We start from the raw sequence: 26,176 nt of genomic DNA, 5'->3' as shown, positions 1-26,176 counted from the left end.
CGGGTTAATTAATCGCCGCGGCGAGGTCTTTTTTCACCTGCTCGCGCTGCTCGGCAGTCAGCACCTGGCTGAAGTCAAAGTAGTATTTCACACGATAGTAGCGCACCTGCTGATCCAGCTGGCCAAAAGCAGCCAGCTGCTGTTTGACTTTAGCTTCATCCCATTTCCCGGAGTGAATAACGTCGGCCAGGGCGCCGTCCTGATAGCCGCTGATTTTAATCTGGCTCACATTGTTTTCGAATCCCTGACGCAGCGCCTGGATTTTGGCGACCTGATCCTCACTCAGCTTCAGATGCTGGACAACCGGGTCCTGCGAGACAGACGGCACGTCAGCCGAGGTCGACGCCTGGCTGGCGGCGGTGAAGCAGGTGGTCAGCGCAATGGCGATCAGGGTGTTACGCAAGCGTGTATTCACAATGAGTTATCCTTCAGGCAAGTAAAAGAGACGGGATTATCATCGCGGGAATAAAGCCTATCTGTAACAAAGCATTCGTTTAAAACTGGATAAGAAAAGAATGGCAGGTCACCGAAACCTCGCCCCGGTGGGGGCTCAGCAGCAGAGAAAGATATATTCATCCTTCCAGTAACGGCCCTGACCAATGATATCCCCGGCCGCAGTGATTAACCGTTTTTGCTTTTCGGTTTCGATCCCCTCCACAATCACATGCCCGGTCAGGGTATGAATAGCCTGTAACAGCCCAGGCAAAGCGGGATCGTTTTCTTTGTCCCAGAAATAATCTTTATCCACTTTGACGCAATCGAAGCGAAATCGCTCCAGCAGCCGGAAAGTCGTGCGTCCGCGTCCAAAGTCATCCAGCCAGACCGGGCAAAGCGCCGCCAGCGTGCTCAGCGCCGTCAGTTCGCGACCGGCGATAAACTCATGAAAATTCTCATTTATTTCCAGGGCGATGTATTTACTGGCGCGCAGAAAATCACACAGATAGCGATCGGTCAGAATAAAATGGCTTAATAAATCATCAATATTCAGCGAGATCGGCTTATTATCGACCTGGGAAAAATCAAAGACGGAAAGCAATTCGATTTGCCGGGTAAATAGTGCAAGCTTGTCGCGTTCGGTGAGCGTGGAGAAAGAAAACGTGGGCGCGGAGGTGTTATTTTGTGCGGGTGCTATAATGTCTTTAGTGAGCAATTCCCACGAGTGGTAGGCACCATCATCGCTAATAGCGGGCTCCAGAACGAAGCGATAAGAGGTATTTTTCACGTTTTCTTTAACCATTTAAAAAATACCAGAAATAAGAAAGGGTTAAAGCATGTCATATATTTCCCGCCAACAAAAATAGTTTAAAATGATCGATAAGAAACATTCGATAGCTAAAAGCTATCAAGATATAATTTATTGATCGGTAAAGTGAATTAATATAAATTTGCCACCGCTGTCATCCCCACCTAAGTCAAAATTAAAATATCGTTTCAAACCAGCCAGTTACAAAATAATCCATCACCAGGCATTGCGGCTTCATGCTTTTTCCCTACGGGGAAAAAAGCATGGAGTAATAAAACCGAAAAAAACAAGCCGCCAGTTTTTGGCATTTTTATGCCGAAGATCAATAACGCATCACCCGGCACGGCCCGCCTGCCACGCCTGCCACGCCGTCTGCAGGCGATAAATCAGGCAGACGGGTCAACGAAACGTCATATTTTCCCGCTACCTTACTGGCAAAAGAGGCGAAGTGGGAAAAGGGTAGTGAGAAGAATATACGGGGTTCCGCTGGCGCTGATGCTAGTCATGCTCAGCGCCAGCGCGTGGCTGGAACCGGCTCCGCGGCATGCCGCCAGAGGCCTGTGCGTCTGGTTTGATGGAGCAATGGTCGACTGCCTGCAGAGGCAGCGGCTGGGCGAAGGGAGGCCCGCTCACGCGCTGGCCAGACGATAAACCGGTACCCGCCGGGTGGTATTGAACAGAGTGTCGCAGACCTCCACCTCCTCAGTGACAATGGCCATACCGGACCGGCGCAGCTGGGCAATGTCCGCCGCTACCCGCTGACTGCCGAACCAGAACAGGGCATCCAACGCGGTAACCGGCAGGCCGGCGATTAATGCCTGCCGGAGTCGATCCCGGGCTGGTTTAATCTCCCGGGCGATCTGCTGGTACGGCGCCGCCGTCTGGCCCGTCGCCTCGACGCGACGAATACGGTTTGTCAGGTGGTAATGAAAGCTCTCCGGTACAGCCTGTAAATCCTGCTTCAAACTGTAGACGCAGCCGTAACGTTTGCCGTTGAAAACGGCGGCTTTACGACTGAGCTGCAGCGTCTCGCGGACGTCGGCGATCAGCTGCGGCGCGCGCACCAGCAGCAGGCGAAAAGGCAGCTCGAAGCTGGTGACATAGTCGACGTTCAGCAACGCAATGCGCAGACGCTCCTCTGCCCCGGCCTGCAGCTGACGGCACTCCTGATAGACTTCTCGCCACTGCTCCCGCAGCCGCGACGTTTCACCGGCTTCGGTAAACTGGTATTTTTCAATATCGTAATCAATTCTCCCGAGCACCGCACATTCCTTCCTGAATCAGTCCCGGCGTTATACTATCATCCTCCGGCGCGGTACCCTACGCCGAGCGCCGTCGCCTCTGTCGGTTATTTACGATAAAGATAACGGGTGATGACCACATCAAGAACAAACAGCAGGAAAATAACGCTGCTTAACCACAATAAGCCTGCGAATAAATCAAGTAATTGCATCGTTGTTCCCTCGCCGTTGGCCATAAAAATAAAGCCCCATCACCATAAGGTAGTTAAGAACTACCTTAACAGCCACAGATTAAAAATTATTTAGCGATATGAAATCCCGAGCCCTTGCAGGTTCATTTTACTGACATCAAATTGTCATCAAACAATGTCTATCATCAGCCGACGCCGCAGGATGGTTCCTGCCGTCATGGTATCGCCGGCAAACGCGCGACCGCACGGTTTAACAACACGGAATAATATCGCCCTACCTCACTCTTACTGTCATTGCATAATCTTATATCAGGCGCCATTACCATTCTGCTGAATAATCCGGAATGCGCTATAAGTCATAAACGCCCTGCTGATTGGTTGACCATGGAGAAATACGATGCCCAGCGAAAAAGCCCGCAGCCTTGACCATTTCTATGAGTTACTGGCGACAGGACAACATCAGAAAATCGAACTCGATTTTGACGTCGCCGCAGACGATTTTTTTAAAATCGCCACCGAGTTTGGCGACATTGGCGCGAGGATCACCCGGGTGAATGAGCGATTTATTATTAAGATCAAGTCGCCAAAAGCGTAAGCCTCTGCCCGCCTTCCCCGGCGGGCGTCAGGCCAGCATCATGCGGGCTCTGTGGCTCGCAGGGAGTCACAGCCTGCCCCTGATTGAACGCACATCGCGTGGGTACGCTTTCCTGTTGGCGGGTGACACCTTGCGCCTGTTGAACTTTGCCGCCGTCTCCACGCCCGGAACCCTTTTTGACCCCGCGGTGATCCGGGTGGAGAAGATAACGATCGGTATCTTAAGCGCCGACCTGACCGACGGCTTCGGGCTGCCGGTGCACCCCCATATTGACACCCTGCCCAAGCAAGGAGGGAACGGATCGCCGGTCTGCCCGCGACTATCTGGTTCATTCCCGGGCCGCCGGCGCGTATCTCGCTCAGTGATAGCCTTCACTGCCGGACACTTTGCCGCGAAAGACGTAATAGCTCCAGGCGGTATACATCAGGATCACCGGGATGATCAGCAGCGCCCCCGGCAGCATAAATACCTGGCTGGAGGGCGGCGCGGCGGCATCCCACAGGGAGATGTGCGGCGGAATAATGTTCGGCCAGACGCTGATTCCCAGCCCGCTGAAGCCGAGGAATATCAGGCCCAGCGTCAGGATAAAGGGACGAGCATGGCTTGCGGGGCGCGCACTCAGGCGCCAGATCCACAAGCTCAGGGTCAGCACCAGGATCGGCACCGGCACGAACCAGAAGAAATTGGGCAGCGTAAACCAGCGTTCCGCCACGTAGCGCCAGCCCAACGGCGTCCAGACGCTGACCACCGCGATCACCGCCATCAACGCCAGCAGCGCCTTGCGGGTCAGCTCGCGCATCCGCTGCTGCAGCGCGCCTTCGCTTTTCATGATCAGCCACGTGGTGCCCAACAGCAGATAGGCCACCACCAGCCCCAGACCGCAGAACAGGTTAAAGGGGGTAAGCCAGTCCAGCGTCGAGCCGGCGAAGCGGCGGTCGGCTACCGCAAAGCCGTTGATAAAGGCGCCGACGACAATCCCCTGGCTGAAGGTCGCCAGCAGCGAGCCGCCGGCGAAGGCATAGTCCCAGAAGGTGCGATGCGAGGGAACCGCTTTAAAACGAAACTCAAACGCCACGCCGCGGAAAATCAGGCCGATGAGCATCGCCGTCAGCGGGATAACCAGCGCATCGGTGATCACCGCGTAAGCCAGCGGAAACGCGCCGAACAGCCCTGCCCCGCCGAGCACCAGCCAGGTTTCGTTACCATCCCAGACGGGCGCCACGCTGTTAACCATCACATCGCGCTCTTCGGCGTCATGCACCACGCTGAAAAGCATCCCGATGCCTAAATCGAAACCATCCATCACGATATACATCAACGTGGCGAAGACAATGATGACAAACCAAATCACCGAGATATCGATGCTCATGATGCGTTCTCCTCATCCCGCACCGGCTCTGCCGCCGAGAGCGGACGCGCCGGGGTGCCTGCGGTTTGCGAGGTCAGCTCCGTCACCGGCTGCGGCCCTTTTTTGATAAGCCGGAAGATATAGTAATACCCCACGCCAAACACCGCGCAGTAGACCACGATAAACACCAGCAGGCTAATAGCCATCTGCAGCGTACTGTGCAACGACACCGCGTCCCGGGTGCGCAGCAAACCGTAGATCACCCACGGCTGACGGCCCATCTCGGTGGTCACCCACCCGGCGACCAGCGCAATCAGACCGGCGGGACCCATACAGAGCGCAAACCACTGGAAGGGACGCGAATGGTACAGCCGCCGCCGATAGCGAAGCCAGGCGCTGCAGATCCCTAAGGCGATCATCAACACCCCCATCCCAACCATAATGCGAAACGACCAGAACACGGCGGGCGAATAGGGCCGGTCCTCTTTCGGGAAATCTTTCAGGGCCGGCACCTGCTTATGCAGGCTATGGGTGAGGATCAGGCTGCCGAGCGCCGGGATCTCCAGGCCATAGCGGGTGCGCTCCTGCTCCATATCCGGCAGACCAAACAGCAGCAGCGGGGTGGCCTCGCCGGGCCGGTTTTCCCAGTGTCCCTCAATCGCCGCAATCTTCGCCGGCTGATGTTCGAGGGTATTAAGACCGTGCATATCACCCACCACCGCCTGGATCGGTGCCACCAGCAGCGCCATCCACATCGCCATCGACAGCATTTTGCGGATGGCCGGCGAGTCGTTGCCGCGCAGCAGATGCCAGGCGGCGGAGGCCCCGACGAACATGGCGCTACTGAGAAACGCGGCGATCGCCATATGGAATAAGCGATACGGGAACGAGGGATTAAAGATAATCGCCAGCCAGTCCTGCGGGATGAGGTGGCCATTTTCGAGGGTAAAACCCTGCGGCGTCTGCATCCAGCTATTGGAGGCGAGGATCCAGAAGGTGGAGACCAGGGTGCCAAGGGCTACCATGCAGGTGGTAAAAAAATGCAGCGCTGGCGGCACCTTGCTCCAGCCGAACAGCATCACGCCGAGGAATCCCGCTTCGAGGAAGAAGGCTGTCAGCACTTCATACAGCAGCAGCGGGCCGGTAATACTGCCGGCAAATTGAGAGAATCCGCTCCAGTTGGTGCCGAACTGATAGGACATGACTAATCCGGAAACCACGCCCATACCAAAATTGACGGCGAAAATTTTCAGCCAGAAGTTGTAGAGCGAGCGCCAGACGTTATCCCGGGTTCTCAGCCACATCCCCTCCAGCACCACAAGGTAGCTGGCAAGGCCGATGGTGATGGCCGGAAACAGAATATGGAAGGAAACGGTAAAGGCAAATTGCAGTCGGGCCAGATGAAACGCGTCAAATTCAAACATAATCCGCACCATCATTGTGAAACGCCCCGGCCGCAGCCGGGGCTTATGCGAACATCACTTAGCCGATGATGACGTGTTTTGCTTACCGGCACCGAGTTCGGCGCCGGTCAAAGGATCACCCTGCGGGTCAGACTGTGTTCGCTTCAGCATCGCTTTGCACAGCGCTTCCTGCTCCGGCGTCAGGCCGACAGAGGCGCTGCCATCTCCGCCATCCACGGCCGGCTGCGGATCCTTGACATAATCAAAGTGTTTGTCACTGTTCCAGCTGCCGCGTACTTCTCCACCCTCAGACATATTGTAGTAGGTGTTCGCGTACTCGCTAATGGGCGGCAGTTTGCCCGGCGGATAGTTATTACGAATCGACTGCAGCGCTTTCTCAAAAGAGAGCTGATGCGCCGCTTCGCGAGTCATCAGGAACGCCAGCGCGTCCTTCACGCCGGGATCGTCGGTCACATTGATCAGCCGTTCATAGACGATCTTCGCCCTCGCCTCCGCCGCGACGTTCGATCGCAGGTCTGCGGTGGGTTCGCCGATAGTATCAATGTAGGCCGCTGTCCACGGCACGCCCGCCGAGTTGGTCAGCGGAGTACCGCCGCCGTAGAGCAGCGACGTAATATGGCTGTCGTTGCCGTTGGCGGTGAGCGAACGATAGAGTTCCGCCTCGCTCTCGGTGCCCTCCGCCAGCGCCCCTTTGGCGCCTTTATTTAGCATGCCGACCAGGGTGCCAATGATCTCCAGATGGCTTAGCTCCTCTGTCGCGATATCCATCAGCATGTCTTTACGGCCGGGATCGTCATCGCTTAATCCCTGAGTGAAATAACGACACGCGGCGGCCAGCTCGCCCTGAGGGCCGCCAAACTGTTCGAGCAGTAAATTCGCGAGCCCCGGGTTGGGTTCAGCAACGCGCACGGTATACTGCAGTTGTTTCACATGACGAAACATAGGCCTGCCTCCTGGGTTATTTTTTCGCTTCTACGCCGTCAGCATCTGAACGCAGGAGAAACTGCTCCGTGGTCTGAGGAATATGTTTGATCAGCCAGTCGGCCATTTCCCGCTCTTCCGCCAGGATGGCCTCAATGGCTGGGATGGAGGCGGTATCGCCCGCTTTTTCAGCGGCCGCCAGCAGAGAGGTATAGCAGGCGATCTCAAACTGCTCGAAAACGTACCCGCTGATCGAGCCTTTGACGATTTCATCGGAAGGAAACATTCCGCCAATGGACTGGCCAAGAGCCGCCATTTTACTCATCGAATCTTTAATCACCGAGCGCGAAATGTCGTTGCGGTCGAGGATCTCTTCCAGCACGGTAATTTGCCGTTTGGTCTCATTAATATGCTGTTCGATTCTGGCACGGAGATCCGGATAATTATCGATACGGCCAGCCATTGATTCCAGCATGGATTCTGCCTGTTTTTCCATGGCATGCGCATCTCGTAGCCAGTCATGATAATGTTCAATGTGATTCATCGTGATTTCCTCGTGTCAGGGAGCGTTTATTTTTCCGCTTTTTTATTAATATTACCTACCGCCAGGTCGGTTAATTTAACATCGGTTTGCTTTTCTTCTTCCAGGGTTTCGGCCAGCAGTTTGACCGCTTTTTTATAACCCAACTGTTCCGCCAGGGTAACCAGGGTACCGTAACTGGCAATTTCGTAATGCTCGACCTTTTGCGCAGCGGCAATTAACGCGGCATCGCGTACCTCGTTTTTTTCCGTGCTCTCAACGACTTCATTGGCCTCTTCGATCAATCCTTCCATGGCCACGCATTTCATGCGTTTGATTTTCAGACCAGATTCCTGCTCAATAATCTGGTCTATACGTTCAATCTGGCCCTGGGTTTCTTCAAGATGAGCATTGAACGCCGCGCTGAGTTTTTCACTGGACGCCGCTCTGGCCAGTTTTGCCAGCCCGCGGGTTAATTGTTTCTCTGCGCTGTAGGTATCTGAGAGCAGGTGAATAAATACATCTTCAATGCTTTTCATATTCATAGAAATACCTTCTGGAGTCAGAAAATAACTGCGAGTCTGTGACAGACTCGCAGGAGATACTTTCACTTCAGGGTGCAAGGAAAAGGATAATCAGGAATTATCGGACTTGCGGCCACCGCCGTGGCTGTTTTGTCCGCCTTTTTTACCCGCTTCAGACGCACGCTGCGGATCATTTTTAAAGTTCCCGCCGCTGTGCTGACCACCTTTACGACCTGCTTCAGAAGCTTTTTCACGGTCTTCAGCAAAATTTCCGGAACCACCACGATGCTCTGCCATATTTCACCTCATGTATATCGGTTATGTCAGTACGATACGAAAATATTCCGTATCACTCGTCGTTCGATATTTAAATTTAGCGGGTAATGCTGGTTAGTCAAATTATTATCCCGTGTTTTTGATGCCTTTTAGGAGTAATTCGGAATAATTCCACAAAACACATCAAAAATAACCAGACGGTACATTGCCGCTAACTTACTGTGTTCAGGGAAATAATGCACACAGAGCACCACTGTGGCAAAGAATTATTTATACCGGCGGAGTACTCCCGTTGGGTTATATAACGAAGCGGCAGTACTGCCCTTAGTCTGGTTGAAATTAAGAATTTTTCTTTTTTTAAGGGCAAAAAAAAAAGCCGCTGGGGAAGCGGCTGGAAAATAAAACGGAGCGAATATCATGCCCGATTAAGCCTGGCATACATAAGGGGAATAGGCAAATAACCTCAACAAACCAGCCGCTAAATAAGCGAAGCGTGGAATACATTCACTGAGTGGAATATCACGCAGTTCCATTATAAGTACTCTACGCTTTATTTTTACTGTGGTTTATCGGCGGCAATAACGTTAGGTCACAATGCCTTTTCGCCTGCTGCTATCAGCCATTCTCTCCAGGAGAAGACTTTATGAAAGCACTCACTTATCATGGCCCCCATCATGTCAGCGTCGACACCATGCCCGACCCGGCCCTTGAGGCGCCGGACGATATTATTCTGCGCGTCACGGCGACGGCGATCTGCGGTTCCGATCTGCACCTTTACCGCGGTAAGATCCCCGGCACGCACCATGGTGATATTTTCGGCCATGAATTTATGGGGGAAGTGGTGGAAGCCGGTTCCGAGGTCACCGCGGTTCGTAAAGGCGATCGGGTGGTTATCCCGTTTGTCATCGCCTGCGGAGACTGCTTCTTTTGTCGCCTGCAGCAATATGCCGCCTGCGAAAGTACCAATAGCGGCCAGGGGGCGACGCTCAACCGAAAAGGCATTTCGCCACCGGCGGCCCTGTTCGGCTACAGCGATTTGTACGGCGGGATCCCCGGCGGCCAGGCGGAATATGTGCGCGTTCCCAAAGCCAATACCGGACCGTTTAAAGTGCCGGACACCTTACCCGATGAAAAGGTGCTGTTTCTGTCAGATATTCTGCCTACCGCCTGGCAGGCGGTAAAAAACGCCGAGGTCAAACCCGGCAGCAGCGTGGCTATTTTTGGCGCCGGCCCGGTTGGCCTGCTGTGTGCCTCCTGCGCCAGGCTCAATGGCGCAGAGCAGATATTTATCATCGATCATAACGATTACCGACTCGACTTCGCGCAGCGGCGCTATGGCGCGATCCCGATAAACTTCGACCACCATGACGATCCGGCGCAGTGGATTATCGACAACACCGCCGGCCATCGCGGCGTCGATGCGGTGATTGACGCCGTCGGCTTCGAGGCGAAAGGCAGCCTTACGGAAACCGTCCTCAGCACCCTGAAAATCGAGGGCAGCAGCGGGAAAGCGCTGCGCCAGTGCATCGCTGCCGTGCGCCGCGGCGGCATCGTCAGCGTGCCCGGGGTTTACGCCGGTTTCATTCACGGATTTATGTTTGGCGATGCCTTTGATAAGGGGCTGACCTTCAGAATGGGGCAAACCCACGTCCATGCCTGGTTGCCGGATCTACTGGCGCTTATTGAGCAAGGGTTGCTCACCCCGGAGGAGATTGTCACTCACCATATGCCTCTGGAGGAGGCCGCGCGCGGCTATCAGATCTTTGAGAAACGTGAAGAGGCATGCCGCAAAGTGATCCTCGTGCCGGGGATGCAGCCCGGAAAGGCAACGCTTTGAGGCGGAGATTAACGCAGCGAAATCCCTCGGAGGCCAGTCTGCGCCGTGCTATAAAAACAGCATGCGCTGGCCGGCCGTCGCTGATACAGCCGTTAACCACAGGAGAAGGTCATGCTCGAGTTACGCCCGAATTGCGAATGCTGTGATAAAGATCTGCCGCCAGACTCACGCGAAGCGTTTATCTGTTCGTTCGAGTGCACCTTTTGCCAGGACTGCATGACGGCGCGGCTTAACGGCCATTGCCCGAACTGCGGCGGCGAACTAGTGCGGCGTCCGGTGCGTCCCGAAGAGGCGCTCCGGCGCCACCCCGCCTCCACCCTGCGCCGCCATGGGCAGTAAAACCGGATGAGCAGGCGTAGCGAAAAGGAGCCCTCGGGCTCCCTTTCTTCATCCTTATTTCGCTGCCGAAAAGCGCCACTCTGCGGCGGTCGACAGCGTCACAAATGGCCCGGCAAGGGTGACAATGTGATGGCCAATGATGTCAGGCGCTGATAAACGTTCGTTATCCATGGTTGAGTGCGCATCTGAGATCAGCACCGTCCGTAATCCCAGCGCCGATGCCGCTCGGCAGGTCGTGTCCACGCAGAATTCGGTTTTCATCCCGGCAATAACCAGCTGTTTTACGCCGGCCTGAGCGAGCTGATGCGCAAGGTCAGTTTGCTGAAAACAGGAAGGGTACTTTTTAATAAAGACGATATCCCGCTCGCCGTTAACACCCATCTCAGGCAGCAGTTGAGTTAATGGACTTTGCGCGGAGAACGGAGAGTCGTCAGCTCCGGTATGGCGGGCAAAGAAGACGGGCACCTCAGCCTGTCTCGCTTTTTCAATCAGCAGGCAAACGTTCGCCAGAAGCGCATCGGCCTGATACGGGGAAACCGGGCCACGGAAAAGCCCCTGCTGCATATCGATAATTAACAGGGCATCCTCAGATGAAATCATGATGGGTCTCCATTCAGTCTGTCACGAACGGAGAGGTCTCTCCCCGTCCACATTGGCGGGGAGTGAGGATCTGTTTGTCAGGAGCCGGTCACCGATACGCCCACACCACCGCAGGTTACGGTCGTGGTGGTGACGGTGGTGGTTGGCTGCACTGACGTAATCATTATCTGACCTTCACTTATTCCTTACAGATAAAACATAAGCGCCATTAAAACGGCTCTTTTCTTATAGCATTGAGCTGAGACGGATGGCAATTTATGCGTGAACAACGCAGCCGCTTTACGCAACCATTAACGGCTTACAATATAGGCGCGAAGGATTTCACCTGCTGAAAGAATATGTTTCACAGTATATGCCCGAGCCTCCTGTGGATTATTTTGCTGGCAGGCCATCAGGATCTGCTGATGCTCATCCTGGAATTTCAGCGTATCCGACAGCAGTCTGTTCTGAAAAAGCTCATATCTTTCAATCTGCTCGCGCAATTCACCGATCATCTTCAACAGGCGCTGATTGTTACACTTCCGATACAGCAGTTCATGAAACTCCCGGTTATACCTCCCCTGCAGCTCGGGTTCAGAAGCGCTACTCAGCAGCTGATGCACCAGCTCTGCCCGGGCAAGCGTTTCCGGGTCCATATTCTCCAGGCTATGAAAAATGGCTTCACCTTCCAGGAGTGCCCGCAGCTGATAAATTTCATCGACATCTGCGGCCGTCAGCGTTTTCACCACCGCGCCACGATTTCTGAAAATCTCAACCAGACCTTCGCGCTCAAGCTGCTGTATCGCTTCTCTCATTGGGATACGGCTGACAGAAAACTGGCAGGCCAGGTCGCGCTCCACAAGCCGGTCGCCATCTCGCAATGCCCCCTTGTTGATTAAGATTTTTAACTCACTGGCAAGGATATCGGCGGTCGAACGGGTAGCAGCGTTCATTTGGCTCTCTTTACATCATTCATAAATGGTATACGATTATACCATTCGAGCCAACGTCATGACAACCTTGCGATTCTACCTGCGGCTTCGTTCAGGCAATGCAACTGGACGATACCGCAGTGAAGAAATTCATCCCTCTATAGAGAAAGGCAAACCAATGGAACATGCTTATACCAGTCATATCACATGGACCGGCAATCAGGGCACGGGTACCTCGGGTTACAAGGCTTATGCCCGGACCTGGGATATCGCGGTAAAGGGAAAAGAACCCATTCATTGTTCAAATGATCCATTACTGGGCGGCGATCCCGGCAAAATGAACCCGGAAGATCTCCTGCTCTCTTCTCTCTCTGCCTGTCACATGCTGTGGTACTTGCATCTGGCCTCAGATGCCGGCATTACGGTCATGGAATATCAGGACTCGCCGGTGGCAACGGGTGAAGTATTAAAAGGGGGCGCGGGTCGCTTTATTTCTGCTACCCTCCGGCCGAAAATCACCGTATTACCAAGTACCGATCTCGACGCCGCCGCGGCCCTTCATCAGCAGATCCATCACGTCTGTTTTATCGCCCGATCGGTCAATTTCCCGGTCAGCTACCAGCCTGAATTTATTATCTTTAACGCAGAGTAACTCGTTTCTGGCGCGATCATCCGGTGCGCAGGAAATGTGGCTGGGGTATCCAACCTCAGCCACACTTCGCTGCACGCCGAAGCATCCTGCTCTGGTCGTCATTAGACTGCACGGACATTCACCACGGAGCAGACTTATGATTGCAGTACTTTTTGAGGCCGACGCCTTACCGGAAGCACAGGAAAGATATCTTCAGCTGGCGGCCGGGCTGACGCCTTTGCTTTCAGACACGCCGGGGTTTATTGCCATCGAGCGTTTTCAGAGCCTGAATTCGCCCGGCAAAATCCTTTCGCTATCCTGGTGGGAAGATGAAGCATCGGTGGCCAACTGGCAGCAAAATGAGCGGCATCTGGCTGCCCAGCGCGAAGGCAAAGCATCGATTTTTTCATACTACAGAATACGCGTTGCCCGCGTGTTCCGGGATTACTCATCGGATCGGGGAGCACAGCCAGATGTATGATATTCACATCATTCTCAGCAACACGCCGGGCTCGCTTGGCGCAATGGGTATAGCGCTGGGCAACAACGGTGTGGGCCTCGAAGGTGGTGGGGTATTCACCATGCCTGATGCCGGACATGCGCATTTTCTGGTGGAGGACGGTGAGACAGCCCGCAGGGTGCTGACCGAGGCCGGCTTTACGGTCAGCGATGTATGCCGTCCTCTGATACGTAAGTTACCCCAGGAACGCCCCGGGGAACTGGGAGACATTGCCGACACCCTTGCCCGCAACGGTATTAATATTCTGGTACAGTACAGCGACCACCGTAACCGGCTCATTCTTCTTACCGATGATGACACCCGGGCAGCGGAAGTGACCAAAAAATGGGCCATACTTTCTGAATGAATCTCCTGAAAACGCAGCAAGACAGTGAGCCAGAGGCGGCACTGGAAACCGCGATGGCGATGGTGGCCTCTGCCCTCTCTGACCCGTCAAGGGTCAGTATTCTCTGCGCGCTGATGGACGGGCGCGCATGGACGGCGACCGAGCTCAGCACGGTCGCCGAGGTCTCCGCCTCCACCACCAGCGGACATCTTGCCCGGCTGCTCAGCAACGGGCTGGTGGTGTGTCTCGCGCAGGGGCGCCACCGCTATTACCGCCTGGCAGGCGCGCATATCGCCGGGCTGCTGGAAAACCTGATGGGCGTCTCAATGCAGTCGCATAAGGCGCTGGCCACCAGCACGCCGGTGACACTTCGCTACGCTCGCACCTGCTACGACCATCTGGCGGGCGAGCTGGCGGTGAAGATTTATGAGTTTATGCTGCGGGAAAAATGGCTGACGGCCGATGGCCTGGCCCTGACGTCAGCCGGTAAAACCCAGCTTGAAAGCCTGGGCGCGGTACTTAACGCTCGCCCGCGACGTAAGCCTTGTTGCCCCTGTCTTGACTGGAGCGAAAGACGTTTTCATCTGGGAGGCGACGCCGGTTCGGCGCTGATGGCGCTGTTTGAGCAGAAAGGATGGATAACCCGCGCGCCGGGATATCGGGAAGTGCAAGTGACGGATAGCGGCAGAGCGGCGCTGTCCCGGCTGTTTAAACTGAAGGTGGGTGGATAGCCTGAGTTTAGGCTACATCACATTTTCGCCGAACGGCACCGGTTTAAGCCGGTCGGGCCATCAGTAAGACCCCTGGCGTTCAATCCATACCCACTTGCGATCTCGCGGTAAACTGAGCTAGCCCTGTTGTAAGCGCATGGCTTTGATGGACATTGTGTTGCGGGAAATCGACCATGGTACCGCGCAGCGAGCGTCCGGCAAAATAACGGCCTGAATGCGATAAAAAAACGGGAGCCCATCGGCTCCCGCTTTAACTTAATCCACTAACGGGATTACATGTTCGCGATAATCGCGTCGCCAAACTCTGAACATTTCAGCAGTTTAGCGCCTTCCATCAGACGTTCGAAGTCATAGGTCACGGTCTTGGCGGCGATAGCGCCTTCCATGCCTTTAACGATCAGGTCTGCGGCTTCGAACCACTGCATGTGGCGCAGCATCATTTCTGCGGACAGGATGATGGAGCCCGGGTTCACTTTGTCCTGGCCAGCATACTTCGGCGCAGTACCGTGAGTCGCTTCGAACAGCGCGCACTCGTCGCCGATGTTGGCGCCCGGGGCGATACCGATACCGCCAACCTGTGCCGCCAGCGCGTCAGAGATGTAGTCGCCGTTGAGGTTCATACAGGCGATAACGTCGTATTCCGCCGGACGCAGCAGGATCTGCTGCAGGAAGGCGTCGGCGATCACGTCTTTTACCACGATCTCTTTGCCGGTGTTCGGGTTCTTGATTTTCACCCACGGGCCGCCGTCGATCAGCTCGCCGCCGAACTCTTCGCGAGCCAGCTGGTAGCCCCAGTCTTTGAACGCGCCTTCGGTGAACTTCATAATGTTGCCTTTGTGCACCAGAGTGACGGAATCACGATCGTTGGTGATCGCATACTCAATGGCTGCACGAACCAGACGTTTGGTGCCTTCTTCAGAGCACGGCTTGATGCCGATGCCGCAATGTTCCGGGAAGCGAATTTTCTTCACGCCCATCTCATCGCGCAGGAATTTGATCACTTTGTCTGCTTCAGCAGAGTCGGCTTTCCACTCGATGCCTGCATAGATATCTTCGGAGTTTTCACGGAAGATAACCATGTCGGTCAGTTCCGGGTGCTTAACCGGGCTCGGGGTGCCCTGGTAGTAACGTACCGGACGCAGGCAGACGTAGAGATCCAGCTCCTGGCGCAGCGCCACGTTCAGGGAACGAATGCCGCCGCCGACTGGGGTAGTCAGAGGACCTTTGATAGCAACGCGGTAGTCACGAATCAGATCGAGGGTTTCAGCTGGCAGCCAGACATCCTGGCCATAGACGTGTGTCGATTTCTCACCGGTGTAAACTTCCATCCAGGAAATTTTACGCTCGCCCTTATAGGCTTTCTCAACGGCGGCATCAACCACTTTCAGCATCGCTGGGGTAACGTCAACGCCGATACCGTCACCTTCAATGAACGGGATAATCGGATTGTGAGGGACGTTCAGTTTGCCGTTTTGCAGGGTGATTTTTTGACCTTCCGCCGGAACTACTACTTTGCTTTCCATTAACCTCTCCTTCGAGCGCTTCTGGTTCTGCTCTTCCCTCTTCACGCGAGCCTGGTGTTGGCTGAGTCGGCCAGCTTCGGAGTACCGGGTCTTCCCGCTAACCGGAGCTATCGCGTCCGTGTCGCCTTCCTGCCTGTAGTGCGAATCGGTTTGAGCAATTTTTTGTTAATAATTTGTAATGAGCATGTCAATACTACCTGAATGTTTGCGTCCATGAAAGGCATTCGTAATTAGGCTATAATGCGGCAATTGATAGAGCCTGAAAATACCATGCAGAAAACTTCATTTAGAAAACATCGCGTTGAGCGATTCAGCACACAACAAGTCACCAGACAACGTAAAGAACGCCAGCCAAAAACTGTGATCTTGTTCAATAAACCCTATGATGTGTTGCCGCAATTTACCGACGAGGCCGGGCGCAGCACGCTGAAAGATTTTATTCCGGTGGCGGGCGTCTATGCTGCCGGTCGGCTCGATCGCGACAGCGAAGGCCTGCTGGTGCTGACCAACGACGGCGCGCTGCAGGCGAAGCTGACCCAGCCGGGTAAGCGCACCGGCAAGATCTACTATGTTCAGGTGGAAGGCGAACCCACGCCCGAGGCGCTGACCGCCTTGCGCGACGGCGTCACCCTCAACGACGGCCCCACCCTGCCTGCCGACGTAGAACTTGTGGAGGAACCCGTCTGGCTGTGGCCGCGCAACCCGCCGATTCGTGAGCGCAAATCGATTCCCACCCGCTGGCTGAAAATTACGCTCTACGAGGGACGCAACCGCCAGGTGCGCCGGATGACCGCCCACGTCGGCTTCCCCACCCTGCGTCTGATCCGCTACGCCATGGGCGGCTATACACTCGACGGACTGGCCAACGGCGACTGGCGCAAAGCCGAATAACTGAAAAGGAAAAGCGATGTTTAAACCTCATGTCACCGTTGCCTGCGTGGTTCACGCCCAGGATAAATTTCTCATCGTCGAAGAAACCATTAACGGCAAAGCGCTGTGGAACCAGCCGGCGGGCCATCTCGAGGCCAATGAAACGCTGCTGCAGGCCGCCGAACGTGAACTGTGGGAGGAGACCGGCATTCGCGCCACGCCGCAGCACTTCATCCGCATGCATCAGTGGCTGGCTCCCGATAACACCCCGTTTCTGCGCTTCCTGTTCGCTATCGAACTTAGCGATCCGTGCGCCACTGAACCGCACGACAGCGATATCGATCGCTGCCTGTGGCTCAGTGCTGAGGAAATTCTTAACGCGCCAAACCTGCGCTCGCCGCTGGTTGCCGAAAGCATTCGCTGCTACCTGCAGGACCCGCGGCAGCCGCTGTCGCTGATTGGCGCCTTTAACTGGCCGTTCACAGGGGGTGAATGAACGGTGAGCGCGTGCTAGAATACGCCGCCTCGAAGTTCAATGTAGCGAGTATTTCCATGTCAGAAAGCCAGAAAAAAGTGATCGTCGGCATGTCCGGCGGCGTCGACTCCTCGGTCTCCGCGTACCTGTTGCTGCAGCAAGGGTATAAGGTGGAAGGCCTGTTCATGAAGAACTGGGAGGAAGACGACGGCGAGGAATACTGCACCGCCGCCGCCGACCTTGCCGATGCGCAAGCGGTCTGCGATAAGCTGGGCATTGAACTGCACACCGTTAACTTTGCCGCCGAATATTGGGATAACGTCTTTGAGCTCTTCCTGGAAGAGTACAAAGCCGGCCGCACGCCGAACCCGGATATTCTGTGCAATAAAGAGATCAAATTTAAAGCCTTCCTCGAGTTTGCTGCCGAAGACCTCGGCGCCGACTACATCGCCACCGGGCACTATGTGCGCCGCGCCGATGTCGACGGTAAAAGCCAGCTGCTGCGCGGACTCGACGGCAATAAAGATCAGAGCTACTTCCTTTATACCCTCAGCCACGAGCAGATTGCCCAGAGCCTGTTCCCGGTGGGTGAACTGGAAAAACCGCAGGTGCGTAAGATCGCCGAAGAGCTGGATCTGATCACCGCGAAGAAAAAAGATTCCACCGGCATCTGCTTTATCGGCGAGCGTAAATTCCGCGATTTCCTTGGCCGTTACCTGCCGGCGCAGCCGGGCAAAATCCTCACCGTCGACGGCGAGGAGATCGGTACCCATCAGGGGTTGATGTACCACACCCTGGGCCAGCGTAAAGGGCTGGGTATCGGCGGCACCAAAGAGGGTAGTGAAGATCCATGGTACGTGGTCGATAAAGACGTTGAGAATAATATTCTTATCGTCGCCCAGGGCCATGACCACCCGCGCCTGATGTCCGTCGGTCTGATTGCCCAACAGCTGCACTGGGTTGACCGTGAACCGCTGCAGGGCACCCTGCGCTGCACGGTGAAAACCCGCTATCGCCAGACCGATATCCCCTGCACCGTTACCGCGCTGGATGAAGACCGTATCGAAGTCCGCTTCGATGAGCCGGTCGCGGCAGTGACACCGGGCCAGTCCGCGGTATTCTATTTGGGTGAAGTGTGTCTCGGCGGCGGAATTATTGAACAACGACTGCCTCTGCAGTCCTGAACGCGCGTTATTTCCGCCGGAACGAACCGCCCCGGCGGCTGACAAGGAGTATGTGTGGCGAAGAATTACTATGACATCACCCTGGCGCTGGCTGGCGTTTGCCAGGCGGCGCGACTGGTTCAGCAACTGGCGCATCAGGGACATTGCGACAGCGATGCCCTGCATGTGTCGCTGAACAGCATCATCGACCTCGATCCCGAGTCGACGCTGGCGGTGTTCGGTGGCAGTGAAGCCAATCTTCGCCTCGGCCTTGAAACGCTGCTCGGGGTGCTCAATACCAGCAGTCGCCAGGGCCTCAATGCGGAACTCACCCGCTATACCCTGAGCCTGATGGTGCTGGAGCGCAAGCTCGCCGCCAGTAAAGGGGCGATGGACACGCTCGGCAACCGCATCGCCGGCCTGCATCGTCAGCTGGAGCACTTTGACCTGCAGTCCGAAACGCTGCTCAGCGCCATGGCGGGCATCTATGTCGACGTGATAAGCCCGCTGGGCCCGCGTATTCAGGTGACCGGCTCCCCTGCCGTGCTGCAAAGCCCGCAGGTGCAGGCGAAAGTTCGCTCAGCGCTGCTGGCGGGTATTCGCGCCGCGGTGCTCTGGCATCAGGTGGGCGGCGGACGTCTCCAGCTTATGTTTTCCCGTAATCGTCTGGTTAACCAGGCAAAGCAAATTCTTGCTCATTTAACCCCGGAGTTGTGATCTATGGAATTATCCTCACTGACCGCCGTTTCCCCTGTAGACGGCCGCTACGGCGATAAAGTCAGCGCGCTGCGCGGTATCTTCAGCGAATTCGGTTTGCTGAAATTCCGCGTTCAGGTGGAAGTACGTTGGCTGCAAAAACTGGCCGCCCACGCAGCGATCAAGGAAGTTCCTGCTTTTGCTGCCGACGCAAACGGTTTCCTTGACAAAATCGTTGCCGATTTCAGCGTCGAAGACGCCGAGCGCATCAAAACCATCGAGCGCACCACTAATCACGATGTGAAAGCGGTAGAGTACTTTCTGAAAGAGAAAGTCGCTGACATCGCCGAACTGCACGCCGTGTCGGAGTTTATTCACTTCGCCTGTACGTCCGAAGACATCAATAACCTCTCCCACGCGCTGATGCTGAAAACCGCCCGCGACGAAGTGGTTCTGCCTTACTGGCGCAAACTGATTGACGCGGTAAAAGATCTGGCGACCCAGTACCGCGATGTGCCGCTGCTCTCCCGTACCCACGGCCAGCCAGCGACACCGTCCACCATGGGTAAAGAGATGGCCAACGTCGCCTACCGTATGGAGCGCCAGTACCGTCAGCTGAACCAGGTGGAAATCCTTGGTAAAATCAACGGCGCGGTGGGTAACTACAACGCCCACATCGCCGCTTACCCGGAAGTCGACTGGCATCAGTTCAGCGAAGAGTTTGTTACTTCGCTGGGCATTCAGTGGAACCCGTACACCACGCAGATCGAGCCGCATGACTATATCGCTGAGCTGTTTGACTGCATCGCGCGCTTTAACACCATTCTGATCGACTTCGATCGCGACGTGTGGGGCTACATCGCGCTCAACCACTTCAAACAGAAGACCATCGCCGGGGAAATCGGCTCCTCCACCATGCCGCACAAGGTGAACCCGATTGACTTCGAAAACTCCGAAGGCAACCTCGGCCTGGCCAATGCGGTCATGCAGCACCTGGCCAGCAAACTGCCGGTTTCCCGCTGGCAGCGCGACCTGACCGACTCCACCGTTCTGCGTAACCTCGGCGTGGGCATCGGCTATGCGCTGATCGCCTATCAGTCCACCCTCAAAGGGATCAGCAAGCTGGAGCTGAACCAGGATCGCCTGCTGGACGAACTGGATCACAACTGGGAAGTACTGGCTGAGCCGATCCAGACCGTGATGCGTCGTTACGGTATCGAAAAACCGTACGAGAAGCTGAAAGAGCTGACCCGCGGCAAACGCGTGGACGCGGAAGGGATGAAGCAGTTTATTGACAGCCTCGCCCTGCCGGAAGAGGAAAAAGTGCGTCTCAAAGCGATGACCCCGGCCAACTATATCGGTCGGGCAACCACCATGGTTGACGAGCTGAAGTAATCGCCCTGCCCCTCTTTCCGCCGGAAAGAGGGGCGTTTTATCGCCGGAAAGCGATCAGATCCAAACGTCGTTCACCGCCGTCCGCTCGCCGCCCTCGTGGCCGGTATTTAACACCCCGCGCGGTTCAATCAGCATCAGCTTCGCTTCCGTCTCCGTCGAGGTCTTATGTTCCACCCCGCGCGGCACGACGATCATCTCCCCGGCCTTCACCAGCACATGTCCGTCGCGAAAGTCCACGCGCAATACCCCCTCCACCACCATCAGCGTCTCATCGGTTTCCGGGTGGCTGTGCCAGATAAAGTCGCCGGCGATGCGCACGATCTTGAACTGATAGTCATTCATTTCGGCCACCACTTTGGGCTGCCATTGTTCGCTGAACAGGGAAAATTTCTGAGCAAGATTAACGAGTTGATACATAGGCTGTCTCCTTGTGATAAAGGCAGTCAGCATAGTTCGCCTCGCCGCGTTGACGCTTGAACGATTGTGCAACCTGCGCCGCCTTAGCCGCGGATCGCCCGCAGCCAGCGCCCCGGAGAGAGGCCAAAGCGGCTGATAAACTGGCGCGTCATGTGGCTCTGGTCGGCAAACCCCGCGTCAGCGGCAATATCCACCAGACGCTCCCCGGCGCGCATCCGCTGGCGACAAAAATCGAGCCGGCGCATCATGACGTAGCGCCACGGGCTGGTGCCGTACAGCGTTCTGAAATCACGGCTCAGGCTCCAGCGGTCCCGGCCGCTGACCTGCGACAAGGTGTCGAGGGTCATATCCTGCATAAAACAGGCATGGATATACTCCCGAGCCCTCTCCGCCGCCTGATAATCAAACGCCTGGCGACGGGAACGCTGCCCGCCGACCACGGCCAGGGTCTGCGCCAGGTCGTACAGGGCGTCTTCTTCCTCCAGCGGCTCGAAGGTATCCGTGACCGCTTTCAACAGCGGTTGCACGGCGCGACCTAGCCGTGGATCCGCCGACAGGCCGCCGGGGATAAACGGCAATGGCCTGCCGCCGAGTATCTTCTGGATCAGCGCTGGCTCAATGTAGACCATGCGGTAGTGAAACCCCGCCTCGGTGCCCGCCTCGCCATCGTGTATTTCGTCCGGGTGAAGGACCATCGTCCCGCCGGGCAGACTGTGCTGTAGCCCGCCGCGATAGTGAAAGCTCTGCACGCCGGCGATCGTCTGGCCGATGGCGTAGGTATCATGCCGGTGCGGCTCGTAGCCGTGGCCGCCGAAGAAGGCTTCGATGCGCTCCGTGCGGCTGGGCGATTGCGCCAGCCTGACCCAATCCGCGCTCTGCTGCTGAGACATAATGAATAACCTGCGGCGTTCTTGAGGGAGGATTCGAGCACTATTACACAAAAAATTAACATCACCAACCCGCTCACTGCCGCGCCCAGCCGCTGGGCGTTTGCTGAAATTACGCATAGAATGAAGGAGTTCCATACCCGCTGCGCAAAAGGCGCCGCTCAACGCCGGCCTGCCCGGCGATGCTCAACGCCGTTTGTATAAAAAGCTTTATTTAACAGCTGTTTATATTTTGCGTATATAATAAACGTCAGACTACTTTCGAAATTGCAAGGGAGAACAGCCATGCGCGTACTAGTGGTTGAGGATAATGCCCTGCTGCGTCACCACCTCAAAGTTCAGCTCCAGGAGCTGGGCCATCAGGTCGATGCCGCAGAGGATGCCAAGGAAGCGGATTACTATCTGGGCGAACATCTCCCGGATATCGCCATCGTCGATCTCGGCCTGCCGGACGAAGATGGATTATCGTTGATCCGCCGCTGGCGCAGCCACGACGTGTCGCTGCCGGTGCTGGTGCTGACCGCCCGCGAAGGATGGCAGGATAAAGTCGAAGTGCTCAGCGCCGGGGCGGATGATTACGTCACTAAGCCTTTTCATATTGAAGAGGTTGCCGCCCGCATGCAGGCGCTGCTGCGCCGCAACAGCGGCCTGGCCTCGCAGGTGATCTCTCTGCCGCCGTTTCAGGTCGACCTCTCCCGGCGCGAGCTGTCGGTGAACGATCAGCCGATCAAGCTGACGGCCTTTGAGTACACGATTATGGAAACCCTGATCCGCAACCGCGGCAAAGTGGTCAGTAAAGATTCCCTGATGCTCCAGCTTTACCCGGATGCCGAACTGCGTGAAAGCCATACCATCGACGTGCTGATGGGCCGGCTGCGTAAGAAAATTCAGGCTGAATACCCGCAGGACGTCATCACCACGGTGCGCGGCCAGGGCTATCTGTTCGAACTGCGCTGATGAAGGGACTGTTGCGGCATATTTTCCCGCTGTCATTACGGGTTCGCTTCCTGCTGGCGACCGCCGGGGTGGTGCTGGTGCTCTCCCTGGCCTATGGCATGGTGGCGCTGGTGGGCTACAGCGTCAGCTTCGATAAAACCACCTTCCGTCTGCTACGCGGCGAGAGCAATCTCTTTTATATGCTGGCCAAGTGGGAGAACGGCGCCATTGATGTCGATATCCCGGAAAATCTGAATATGGAAAGCCCGACGGTGACCCTTATTTACGATGAGAAGGGCAAACTACTGTGGGCGCAGCGCGATGTCCCCTGGCTGACGAAGCGCATTCAACCGGATTGGTTGAAACGCAATGGCTTCCATGAAATTGAAGCCGATGTCGACAGCAGCAGTATGCTGTTGCGCAATAACCATGAGGTTCAGGAACAGCTGGACGCCATCCGCGAACAGGGCGACGATTCGGAGATGACCCACTCGGTGGCGATCAACTTCTACCCAGCCACCAGCAAAATGCCCCAGCTCAGTATCGTGGTGGTCGACACCATCCCGGTGGAGCTCAAGCGCAGCTATATGGTGTGGAGCTGGTTTATCTACGTGCTGGCCGCCAACCTGTTGCTGGTGATCCCCCTGCTGTGGGTCGCCGCCTGGTGGAGCCTGCGCCCCATCGAGTCGCTGGCCAAAGAGGTGCGCGAGCTGGAGGAACATCACCGCGAGAAGCTCAATCCCAACACCACCCGCGAGCTGACCCGACTGGTGAGCAACCTTAACCGGCTGGTTCGCAGCGAGCGTGAACGCTATGACAAATACCGCACCACCCTCACCGATCTCACCCACAGCCTGAAAACGCCGCTGGCGGTGATGCAGAGCACGTTGCGCTCGCTGCGCGGCGAGAAGATCAGCGTCGACGAGGCGGAGCCGGTGATGCTGGAGCAGATAAGCCGCATTTCGCAGCAGATTGGTTACTATTTGCATCGCGCCAGCATGCGCAGCGGCGGTACCCTGCTGAGCCGGGAACTGCACCCGATCGCCCCCCTGCTCGACAGCCTGACCTCCGCCCTCAATAAGGTCTATCAGCGCAAGGGGGTCAATATCTCGCTCGACATCTCGCCGGAGATCAGTTTTGTCGGCGAGCAGAACGATTTTATGGAAGTGATGGGCAACGTTCTCGATAACGCCTGTAAGTACTGTCTGGAGTTCGTGGAGGTTTCCGTGCGCCAGACCACCGACAGTCATCTGCACATCCTGGTGGAAGACGATGGGCCGGGGATCCCACCGAGCCAGCGCCGCGCCGTCTTCGACCGCGGCCAGCGGGCGGATACTCTGCGTCCCGGCCAGGGGGTGGGGCTCTCCGTCGCCCGGGAAATCGTCGAACAATATGACGGGGAGATCATCGCCGGCGAGAGCCTGCTCGGCGGCGCCTGCATGGAGGTGGTGTTTGGCCGCCAGCTGATGGAAGATAAAGAGAGTTAATCGTTGAGTTTTTTCACGGCGCCTGCATCGCCGGGGCGCCGCATCCGTTATAATCCCTGTCAGACACCTGCAGTGGAATATCAATATGGATTATCAATTAACGCTTAACTGGCCCGACTTTATCGAACGCTACTGGCAAAAACGGCCGGTGGTATTGAAGCGCGGCTTCGCCAATTTTATCGACCCGCTGAGCCCGGACGAACTGGCTGGACTGGCCATGGAGAGCGAGGTCGATAGCCGCCTTGTCAGCCATCAGGATGGAAAATGGCAGGTCAGTCACGGTCCCTTCGAAAGCTACGATCACCTGAGCGAAAACAACTGGTCCCTGCTGGTACAGGCGGTTAACCACTGGCATGAGCCGTCTGCGGCGCTGATGCACCCGTTCCGCGCCCTGCCGGACTGGCGTATCGACGACCTGATGATCTCCTTCTCAGTACCGGGCGGCGGCGTCGGCCCGCATCTGGATCAGTATGATGTGTTTATCATTCAGGGCACCGGCCGTCGACGCTGGCGCGTCGGGGAAAAAGTGCCGATGAAACAGCACTGCCCGCATCCGGACCTGCTGCAGGTTGACCCCTTCGAGGCGATCATCGATGAAGAGATGGAGCCGGGGGATATTCTCTATATTCCGCCAGGATTCCCGCATGAGGGGTATTCGCTGGAAAACTCGCTCAACTATTCTGTCGGCTATCGCGCGCCGAATGCCCGCGAGTTGTTCAGCGGATTTGCCGACTACGTTCTCCAGCGCGAACTGGGCAGCCAGCGCTACGCCGATCCGGACGTGCCGTCGCGCGACCATCCGGCGGATATTTTACCGGCCGAACTCGACCGCCTGCGCGAGATGATGCTGGGGCTGATTAACCAACCGGAGCACTTTAAGCAGTGGTTCGGCGAGTTTATCACCCAGTCGCGTCATGAACTTGACGTCGCGCCGCCGGAGCCGCCGTATCAGCCTGACGAGATTTATGATGCCCTGCAGCAGGGCGATACCCTGGAACGCCTGGGCGGCCTGCGGGTGCTGCGCATTGACGGCGAGGTGTTCGTCAATGGGGAGAAGATCAACTCCCCGCACCGTCCGGCGCTGGACGCCTTAGCTACCCACCTGACGCTGCGCGCCGACCATTTTGGCGATGCGCTGGAAGATCCTTCCTTCCTCGCCATGCTGGCGGCGCTGGTCAACAGCGGCTACTGGTTCTTTGGCGACTGAGTCTCCATCCTGCCCGGCGGCGCTGCGCTTGCCGGGCCTACGGGTTCTGTAGTCACCGGCTGGACCGTAGGCCGGATAAGGCGAAGCCGCCATCCGGCATGAAGACAGGTGCCCGCTCTGCTGTTCACCGCCCGGCGGCGCTGCCCTTGCTGGGCCTACGGATTCTGGAGTCACCGGCTGGACCGTAGGCCGGATAAGGCGAAGCCGCCATCCGGCACTTTGTGGTTTCGATGGCGACAATGTCTTACCCGAGCATTATCGCCTCTCGCCTGCATCAAATTCGCTTACCTCACCCGCCCAATCCGGCGGATACCCTCCCTGACGCACATCGCGATGAAAGGTCGAATACGGCCAATCCTGCACCCTACGGACATGACCGTGCTTAACAGGATTGATATAAACGTAATCCATATGCCGCCGGTAATCTTCTTCATTACGGATGGTATGTTCCCAGAATCGCGGCTGCCAGATATGGTGCTGCGCCAGCGCTCGGGTAAACATTTTTTTAATGTCCCGCCAGCGACCGGAATAATCGGTATCCCCCTCAGGCAGGGTCCATATGCAGTGCATATGCTCTGGTAAAACGACCCAGGCGTTAATCAGAAACGGTTTTTTGCTTTTAACAAACGCTGTAGCGGCACGCAGATGAGCAATATGCCGCGTCAGGAGATCGCTGCGCCGATTTTGCAGGTTAACGGTGAAGAACCAGCAGCCGCCGGGGATATAACTGCGACGATAATCAGACATGTGAGGTTCCCTCCTCAGTATTAGCCTTATTGCTTTTGCCCGGCGGCGCTGCGCTTGCCGGGCCAACGGGTTCTGCGGTCATCGGCTGGACCGTAGGCCGGATAAGGCGTTAGCCGCCATCCGGCATGAAGACAGGTGCCCGCTCTGCTGTTCACCGCCCGGCGGCGCTGCGCTTGCCGGGCCTACGGGTTCTGCG

At 56.4% G+C, this 26,176-nt stretch carries 31 protein-coding genes and 1 pseudogene; 16 read left to right on the top strand and 16 right to left on the bottom strand.

Annotated features, from left to right (window positions below; all coding sequences use genetic code 11):
- Positions 1 to 4 precede the first annotated feature (4 nt).
- The 4 genes from ABLV64_RS14015 to ABLV64_RS14000 form a co-directional block, all read right to left on the bottom strand.
- Positions 5 to 415: a Spy/CpxP family protein refolding chaperone gene (locus tag ABLV64_RS14015; protein WP_348843068.1), complete on the bottom strand. Its 411-nt coding sequence runs from the start codon at positions 413 to 415 to the stop codon at positions 5 to 7.
- Between the two features lie 135 nt (positions 416 to 550).
- A complete protein-coding gene (locus ABLV64_RS14010; RefSeq protein ID WP_004203719.1) occupies positions 551 to 1,237 on the bottom strand; it encodes an EAL domain-containing protein in 687 nt (228 codons plus the stop codon).
- Between the two features lie 434 nt (positions 1,238 to 1,671).
- Positions 1,672 to 1,827 (bottom strand): hypothetical protein, encoded by a 156-nt coding sequence (locus ABLV64_RS14005; protein WP_032425982.1) that lies wholly within the window; start codon positions 1,825 to 1,827, stop codon positions 1,672 to 1,674.
- 45 nt (positions 1,828 to 1,872) lie between these two features.
- Positions 1,873 to 2,505 (bottom strand): helix-turn-helix domain-containing protein, encoded by a 633-nt coding sequence (locus ABLV64_RS14000; RefSeq protein WP_048323830.1) that lies wholly within the window; start codon positions 2,503 to 2,505, stop codon positions 1,873 to 1,875.
- Positions 2,506 to 3,072: 567 nt separating this feature from the next.
- Between ABLV64_RS14000 and ABLV64_RS13995 the strand changes: the two genes are divergently transcribed.
- Both ABLV64_RS13995 and ABLV64_RS13990 read left to right on the top strand, forming a co-directional pair.
- Positions 3,073 to 3,270: a hypothetical protein gene (locus ABLV64_RS13995; RefSeq protein ID WP_004203716.1), complete on the top strand. Its 198-nt coding sequence runs from the start codon at positions 3,073 to 3,075 to the stop codon at positions 3,268 to 3,270.
- Positions 3,230 to 3,493: pseudogene (locus tag ABLV64_RS13990) on the top strand (FUSC family protein); the annotation flags it as partial. The gene ABLV64_RS13995 and the pseudogene ABLV64_RS13990, both read left to right, overlap by 41 nt.
- 135 nt (positions 3,494 to 3,628) lie before the next feature.
- On the opposite strand, the gene cydB reads toward ABLV64_RS13990, so the two are convergent.
- The 6 genes from cydB to ABLV64_RS13960 form a co-directional block, all read right to left on the bottom strand.
- A complete protein-coding gene (cydB, locus tag ABLV64_RS13985) occupies positions 3,629 to 4,639 on the bottom strand; it encodes a cytochrome d ubiquinol oxidase subunit II (protein ID WP_023317966.1) in 1,011 nt (336 codons plus the stop codon).
- The gene (locus ABLV64_RS13980) at positions 4,636 to 6,042 is read right to left on the bottom strand and encodes a cytochrome ubiquinol oxidase subunit I (protein ID WP_004203714.1); all 1,407 of its coding nucleotides are present in this window, start codon (positions 6,040 to 6,042) and stop codon (positions 4,636 to 4,638) included. The genes cydB and ABLV64_RS13980 overlap by 4 nt, the downstream gene beginning before the upstream one ends.
- A 54-nt stretch (positions 6,043 to 6,096) precedes the next feature.
- Positions 6,097 to 6,984 (bottom strand): manganese catalase family protein, encoded by an 888-nt coding sequence (locus ABLV64_RS13975; protein WP_004140512.1) that lies wholly within the window; start codon positions 6,982 to 6,984, stop codon positions 6,097 to 6,099.
- 16 nt (positions 6,985 to 7,000) lie between these two features.
- Complete coding sequence (locus ABLV64_RS13970; RefSeq protein WP_004203713.1) at positions 7,001 to 7,507, bottom strand: ferritin-like domain-containing protein; 507 nt, start codon at positions 7,505 to 7,507, stop codon at positions 7,001 to 7,003.
- A gap of 26 nt (positions 7,508 to 7,533) precedes the next feature.
- Positions 7,534 to 8,028 carry a ferritin-like domain-containing protein gene (locus ABLV64_RS13965; RefSeq protein ID WP_008807707.1) on the bottom strand — a complete coding sequence of 165 codons (495 nt, stop codon included), beginning with the start codon at positions 8,026 to 8,028 and terminating at the stop codon, positions 7,534 to 7,536.
- Positions 8,029 to 8,118: 90 nt separating this feature from the next.
- Positions 8,119 to 8,304, bottom strand: coding sequence for a general stress protein (locus tag ABLV64_RS13960; RefSeq protein WP_004150795.1), 186 nt, complete (start codon positions 8,302 to 8,304; stop codon positions 8,119 to 8,121).
- A 622-nt stretch (positions 8,305 to 8,926) separates the two neighbouring features.
- Between ABLV64_RS13960 and ABLV64_RS13955 the strand changes: the two genes are divergently transcribed.
- Together ABLV64_RS13955 and ABLV64_RS13950 are read left to right on the top strand one after the other, a co-directional pair.
- Positions 8,927 to 10,120: a zinc-dependent alcohol dehydrogenase gene (locus ABLV64_RS13955; RefSeq protein ID WP_004203711.1), complete on the top strand. Its 1,194-nt coding sequence runs from the start codon at positions 8,927 to 8,929 to the stop codon at positions 10,118 to 10,120.
- Positions 10,121 to 10,231: 111 nt separating this feature from the next.
- Positions 10,232 to 10,459 (top strand): DUF1272 domain-containing protein, encoded by a 228-nt coding sequence (locus ABLV64_RS13950; protein WP_004203710.1) that lies wholly within the window; start codon positions 10,232 to 10,234, stop codon positions 10,457 to 10,459.
- 54 nt (positions 10,460 to 10,513) lie between these two features.
- Here ABLV64_RS13950 and ABLV64_RS13945 read toward each other — a convergent pair whose 3' ends face one another.
- Together ABLV64_RS13945 and ABLV64_RS13940 are read right to left on the bottom strand one after the other, a co-directional pair.
- Positions 10,514 to 11,059, bottom strand: a complete 546-nt coding sequence (locus tag ABLV64_RS13945) for a cysteine hydrolase family protein (protein ID WP_004203709.1) — start codon at positions 11,057 to 11,059, stop codon at positions 10,514 to 10,516.
- Positions 11,060 to 11,349: 290 nt separating this feature from the next.
- Entirely contained in the window at positions 11,350 to 11,991 is a 642-nt protein-coding gene (locus ABLV64_RS13940) for a GntR family transcriptional regulator (RefSeq protein WP_004203708.1), read from the bottom strand.
- Positions 11,992 to 12,148: 157 nt separating this feature from the next.
- Here ABLV64_RS13940 and ABLV64_RS13935 point away from each other — a divergent pair, with 157 nt between their 5' ends.
- The 4 genes from ABLV64_RS13935 to ABLV64_RS13920 all read left to right on the top strand — a co-directional run bounded on the left by ABLV64_RS13935 (position 12,149) and on the right by ABLV64_RS13920 (position 14,177).
- Entirely contained in the window at positions 12,149 to 12,622 is a 474-nt protein-coding gene (locus ABLV64_RS13935; RefSeq protein WP_348843071.1) for an OsmC family protein, read from the top strand.
- 136 nt (positions 12,623 to 12,758) lie between these two features.
- Positions 12,759 to 13,082 carry an antibiotic biosynthesis monooxygenase gene (locus ABLV64_RS13930; RefSeq protein ID WP_004203706.1) on the top strand — a complete coding sequence of 108 codons (324 nt, stop codon included), beginning with the start codon at positions 12,759 to 12,761 and terminating at the stop codon, positions 13,080 to 13,082.
- Positions 13,075 to 13,467 (top strand): amino acid-binding protein, encoded by a 393-nt coding sequence (locus ABLV64_RS13925; protein ID WP_348843069.1) that lies wholly within the window; start codon positions 13,075 to 13,077, stop codon positions 13,465 to 13,467. Before ABLV64_RS13930 ends, ABLV64_RS13925 begins: the two co-directional genes overlap by 8 nt.
- Entirely contained in the window at positions 13,464 to 14,177 is a 714-nt protein-coding gene (locus ABLV64_RS13920; protein WP_348843070.1) for a winged helix-turn-helix domain-containing protein, read from the top strand. Before ABLV64_RS13925 ends, ABLV64_RS13920 begins: the two co-directional genes overlap by 4 nt.
- 272 nt (positions 14,178 to 14,449) lie before the next feature.
- Here the strand turns inward: ABLV64_RS13920 and icd are convergent, their stop codons facing one another.
- Complete coding sequence (gene icd, locus ABLV64_RS13915) at positions 14,450 to 15,700, bottom strand: NADP-dependent isocitrate dehydrogenase (protein ID WP_004150800.1); 1,251 nt, start codon at positions 15,698 to 15,700, stop codon at positions 14,450 to 14,452.
- Between the two features lie 240 nt (positions 15,701 to 15,940).
- Here icd and rluE point away from each other — a divergent pair, with 240 nt between their 5' ends.
- The 5 genes from rluE to purB are packed head-to-tail and all read left to right on the top strand — an operon-like array spanning position 15,941 to position 20,299.
- Complete coding sequence (gene rluE / locus ABLV64_RS13910; protein ID WP_004206640.1) at positions 15,941 to 16,591, top strand: 23S rRNA pseudouridine(2457) synthase RluE; 651 nt, start codon at positions 15,941 to 15,943, stop codon at positions 16,589 to 16,591.
- 16 nt (positions 16,592 to 16,607) lie between these two features.
- Positions 16,608 to 17,066 carry an NUDIX hydrolase gene (locus tag ABLV64_RS13905; protein ID WP_004206639.1) on the top strand — a complete coding sequence of 153 codons (459 nt, stop codon included), beginning with the start codon at positions 16,608 to 16,610 and terminating at the stop codon, positions 17,064 to 17,066.
- Positions 17,067 to 17,122: 56 nt separating this feature from the next.
- Positions 17,123 to 18,229: a tRNA 2-thiouridine(34) synthase MnmA gene (gene mnmA / locus ABLV64_RS13900; protein WP_012542211.1), complete on the top strand. Its 1,107-nt coding sequence runs from the start codon at positions 17,123 to 17,125 to the stop codon at positions 18,227 to 18,229.
- Positions 18,230 to 18,283: 54 nt separating this feature from the next.
- Positions 18,284 to 18,925: a high frequency lysogenization protein HflD gene (hflD, locus tag ABLV64_RS13895; protein WP_004140557.1), complete on the top strand. Its 642-nt coding sequence runs from the start codon at positions 18,284 to 18,286 to the stop codon at positions 18,923 to 18,925.
- A 3-nt stretch (positions 18,926 to 18,928) separates the two neighbouring features.
- Entirely contained in the window at positions 18,929 to 20,299 is a 1,371-nt protein-coding gene (gene purB / locus ABLV64_RS13890; protein WP_004150804.1) for an adenylosuccinate lyase, read from the top strand.
- A gap of 54 nt (positions 20,300 to 20,353) precedes the next feature.
- Here the strand turns inward: purB and ABLV64_RS13885 are convergent, their stop codons facing one another.
- The gene (locus tag ABLV64_RS13885) at positions 20,354 to 20,716 is read right to left on the bottom strand and encodes a cupin domain-containing protein (RefSeq protein WP_004206638.1); all 363 of its coding nucleotides are present in this window, start codon (positions 20,714 to 20,716) and stop codon (positions 20,354 to 20,356) included.
- A gap of 83 nt (positions 20,717 to 20,799) precedes the next feature.
- Complete coding sequence (locus ABLV64_RS13880; protein ID WP_004206637.1) at positions 20,800 to 21,606, bottom strand: AraC family transcriptional regulator; 807 nt, start codon at positions 21,604 to 21,606, stop codon at positions 20,800 to 20,802.
- 282 nt (positions 21,607 to 21,888) lie between these two features.
- On the opposite strand from ABLV64_RS13880, the gene phoP reads away from it, so the two are divergent.
- The 3 genes from phoP to ABLV64_RS13865 all read left to right on the top strand — a co-directional run bounded on the left by phoP (position 21,889) and on the right by ABLV64_RS13865 (position 25,233).
- On the top strand, positions 21,889 to 22,560 hold the full coding sequence (gene phoP / locus ABLV64_RS13875) for a two-component system response regulator PhoP (protein ID WP_004206636.1): 672 nt from the start codon (positions 21,889 to 21,891) through the stop codon (positions 22,558 to 22,560).
- Positions 22,560 to 24,026, top strand: coding sequence for a two-component system sensor histidine kinase PhoQ (gene phoQ / locus ABLV64_RS13870; RefSeq protein ID WP_004206635.1), 1,467 nt, complete (start codon positions 22,560 to 22,562; stop codon positions 24,024 to 24,026). The genes phoP and phoQ overlap by 1 nt, the downstream gene beginning before the upstream one ends.
- Positions 24,027 to 24,111: 85 nt before the next feature.
- Positions 24,112 to 25,233: a cupin domain-containing protein gene (locus ABLV64_RS13865; protein WP_004206634.1), complete on the top strand. Its 1,122-nt coding sequence runs from the start codon at positions 24,112 to 24,114 to the stop codon at positions 25,231 to 25,233.
- Between the two features lie 255 nt (positions 25,234 to 25,488).
- On the opposite strand, the gene ABLV64_RS13860 is transcribed toward ABLV64_RS13865, so the two are convergent.
- A complete protein-coding gene (locus tag ABLV64_RS13860; protein ID WP_048294486.1) occupies positions 25,489 to 25,980 on the bottom strand; it encodes a transposase in 492 nt (163 codons plus the stop codon).
- Between the last annotated feature and the right edge of the window lie 196 nt (positions 25,981 to 26,176).

It is taken from the genome of Klebsiella sp. JB_Kp031 (assembly GCF_040064295.1).
Classification (GTDB): Bacteria; Pseudomonadota; Gammaproteobacteria; order Enterobacterales; family Enterobacteriaceae; genus Klebsiella; species Klebsiella quasipneumoniae.
This window is presented reverse-complemented; position numbering and strand designations above follow the sequence as displayed.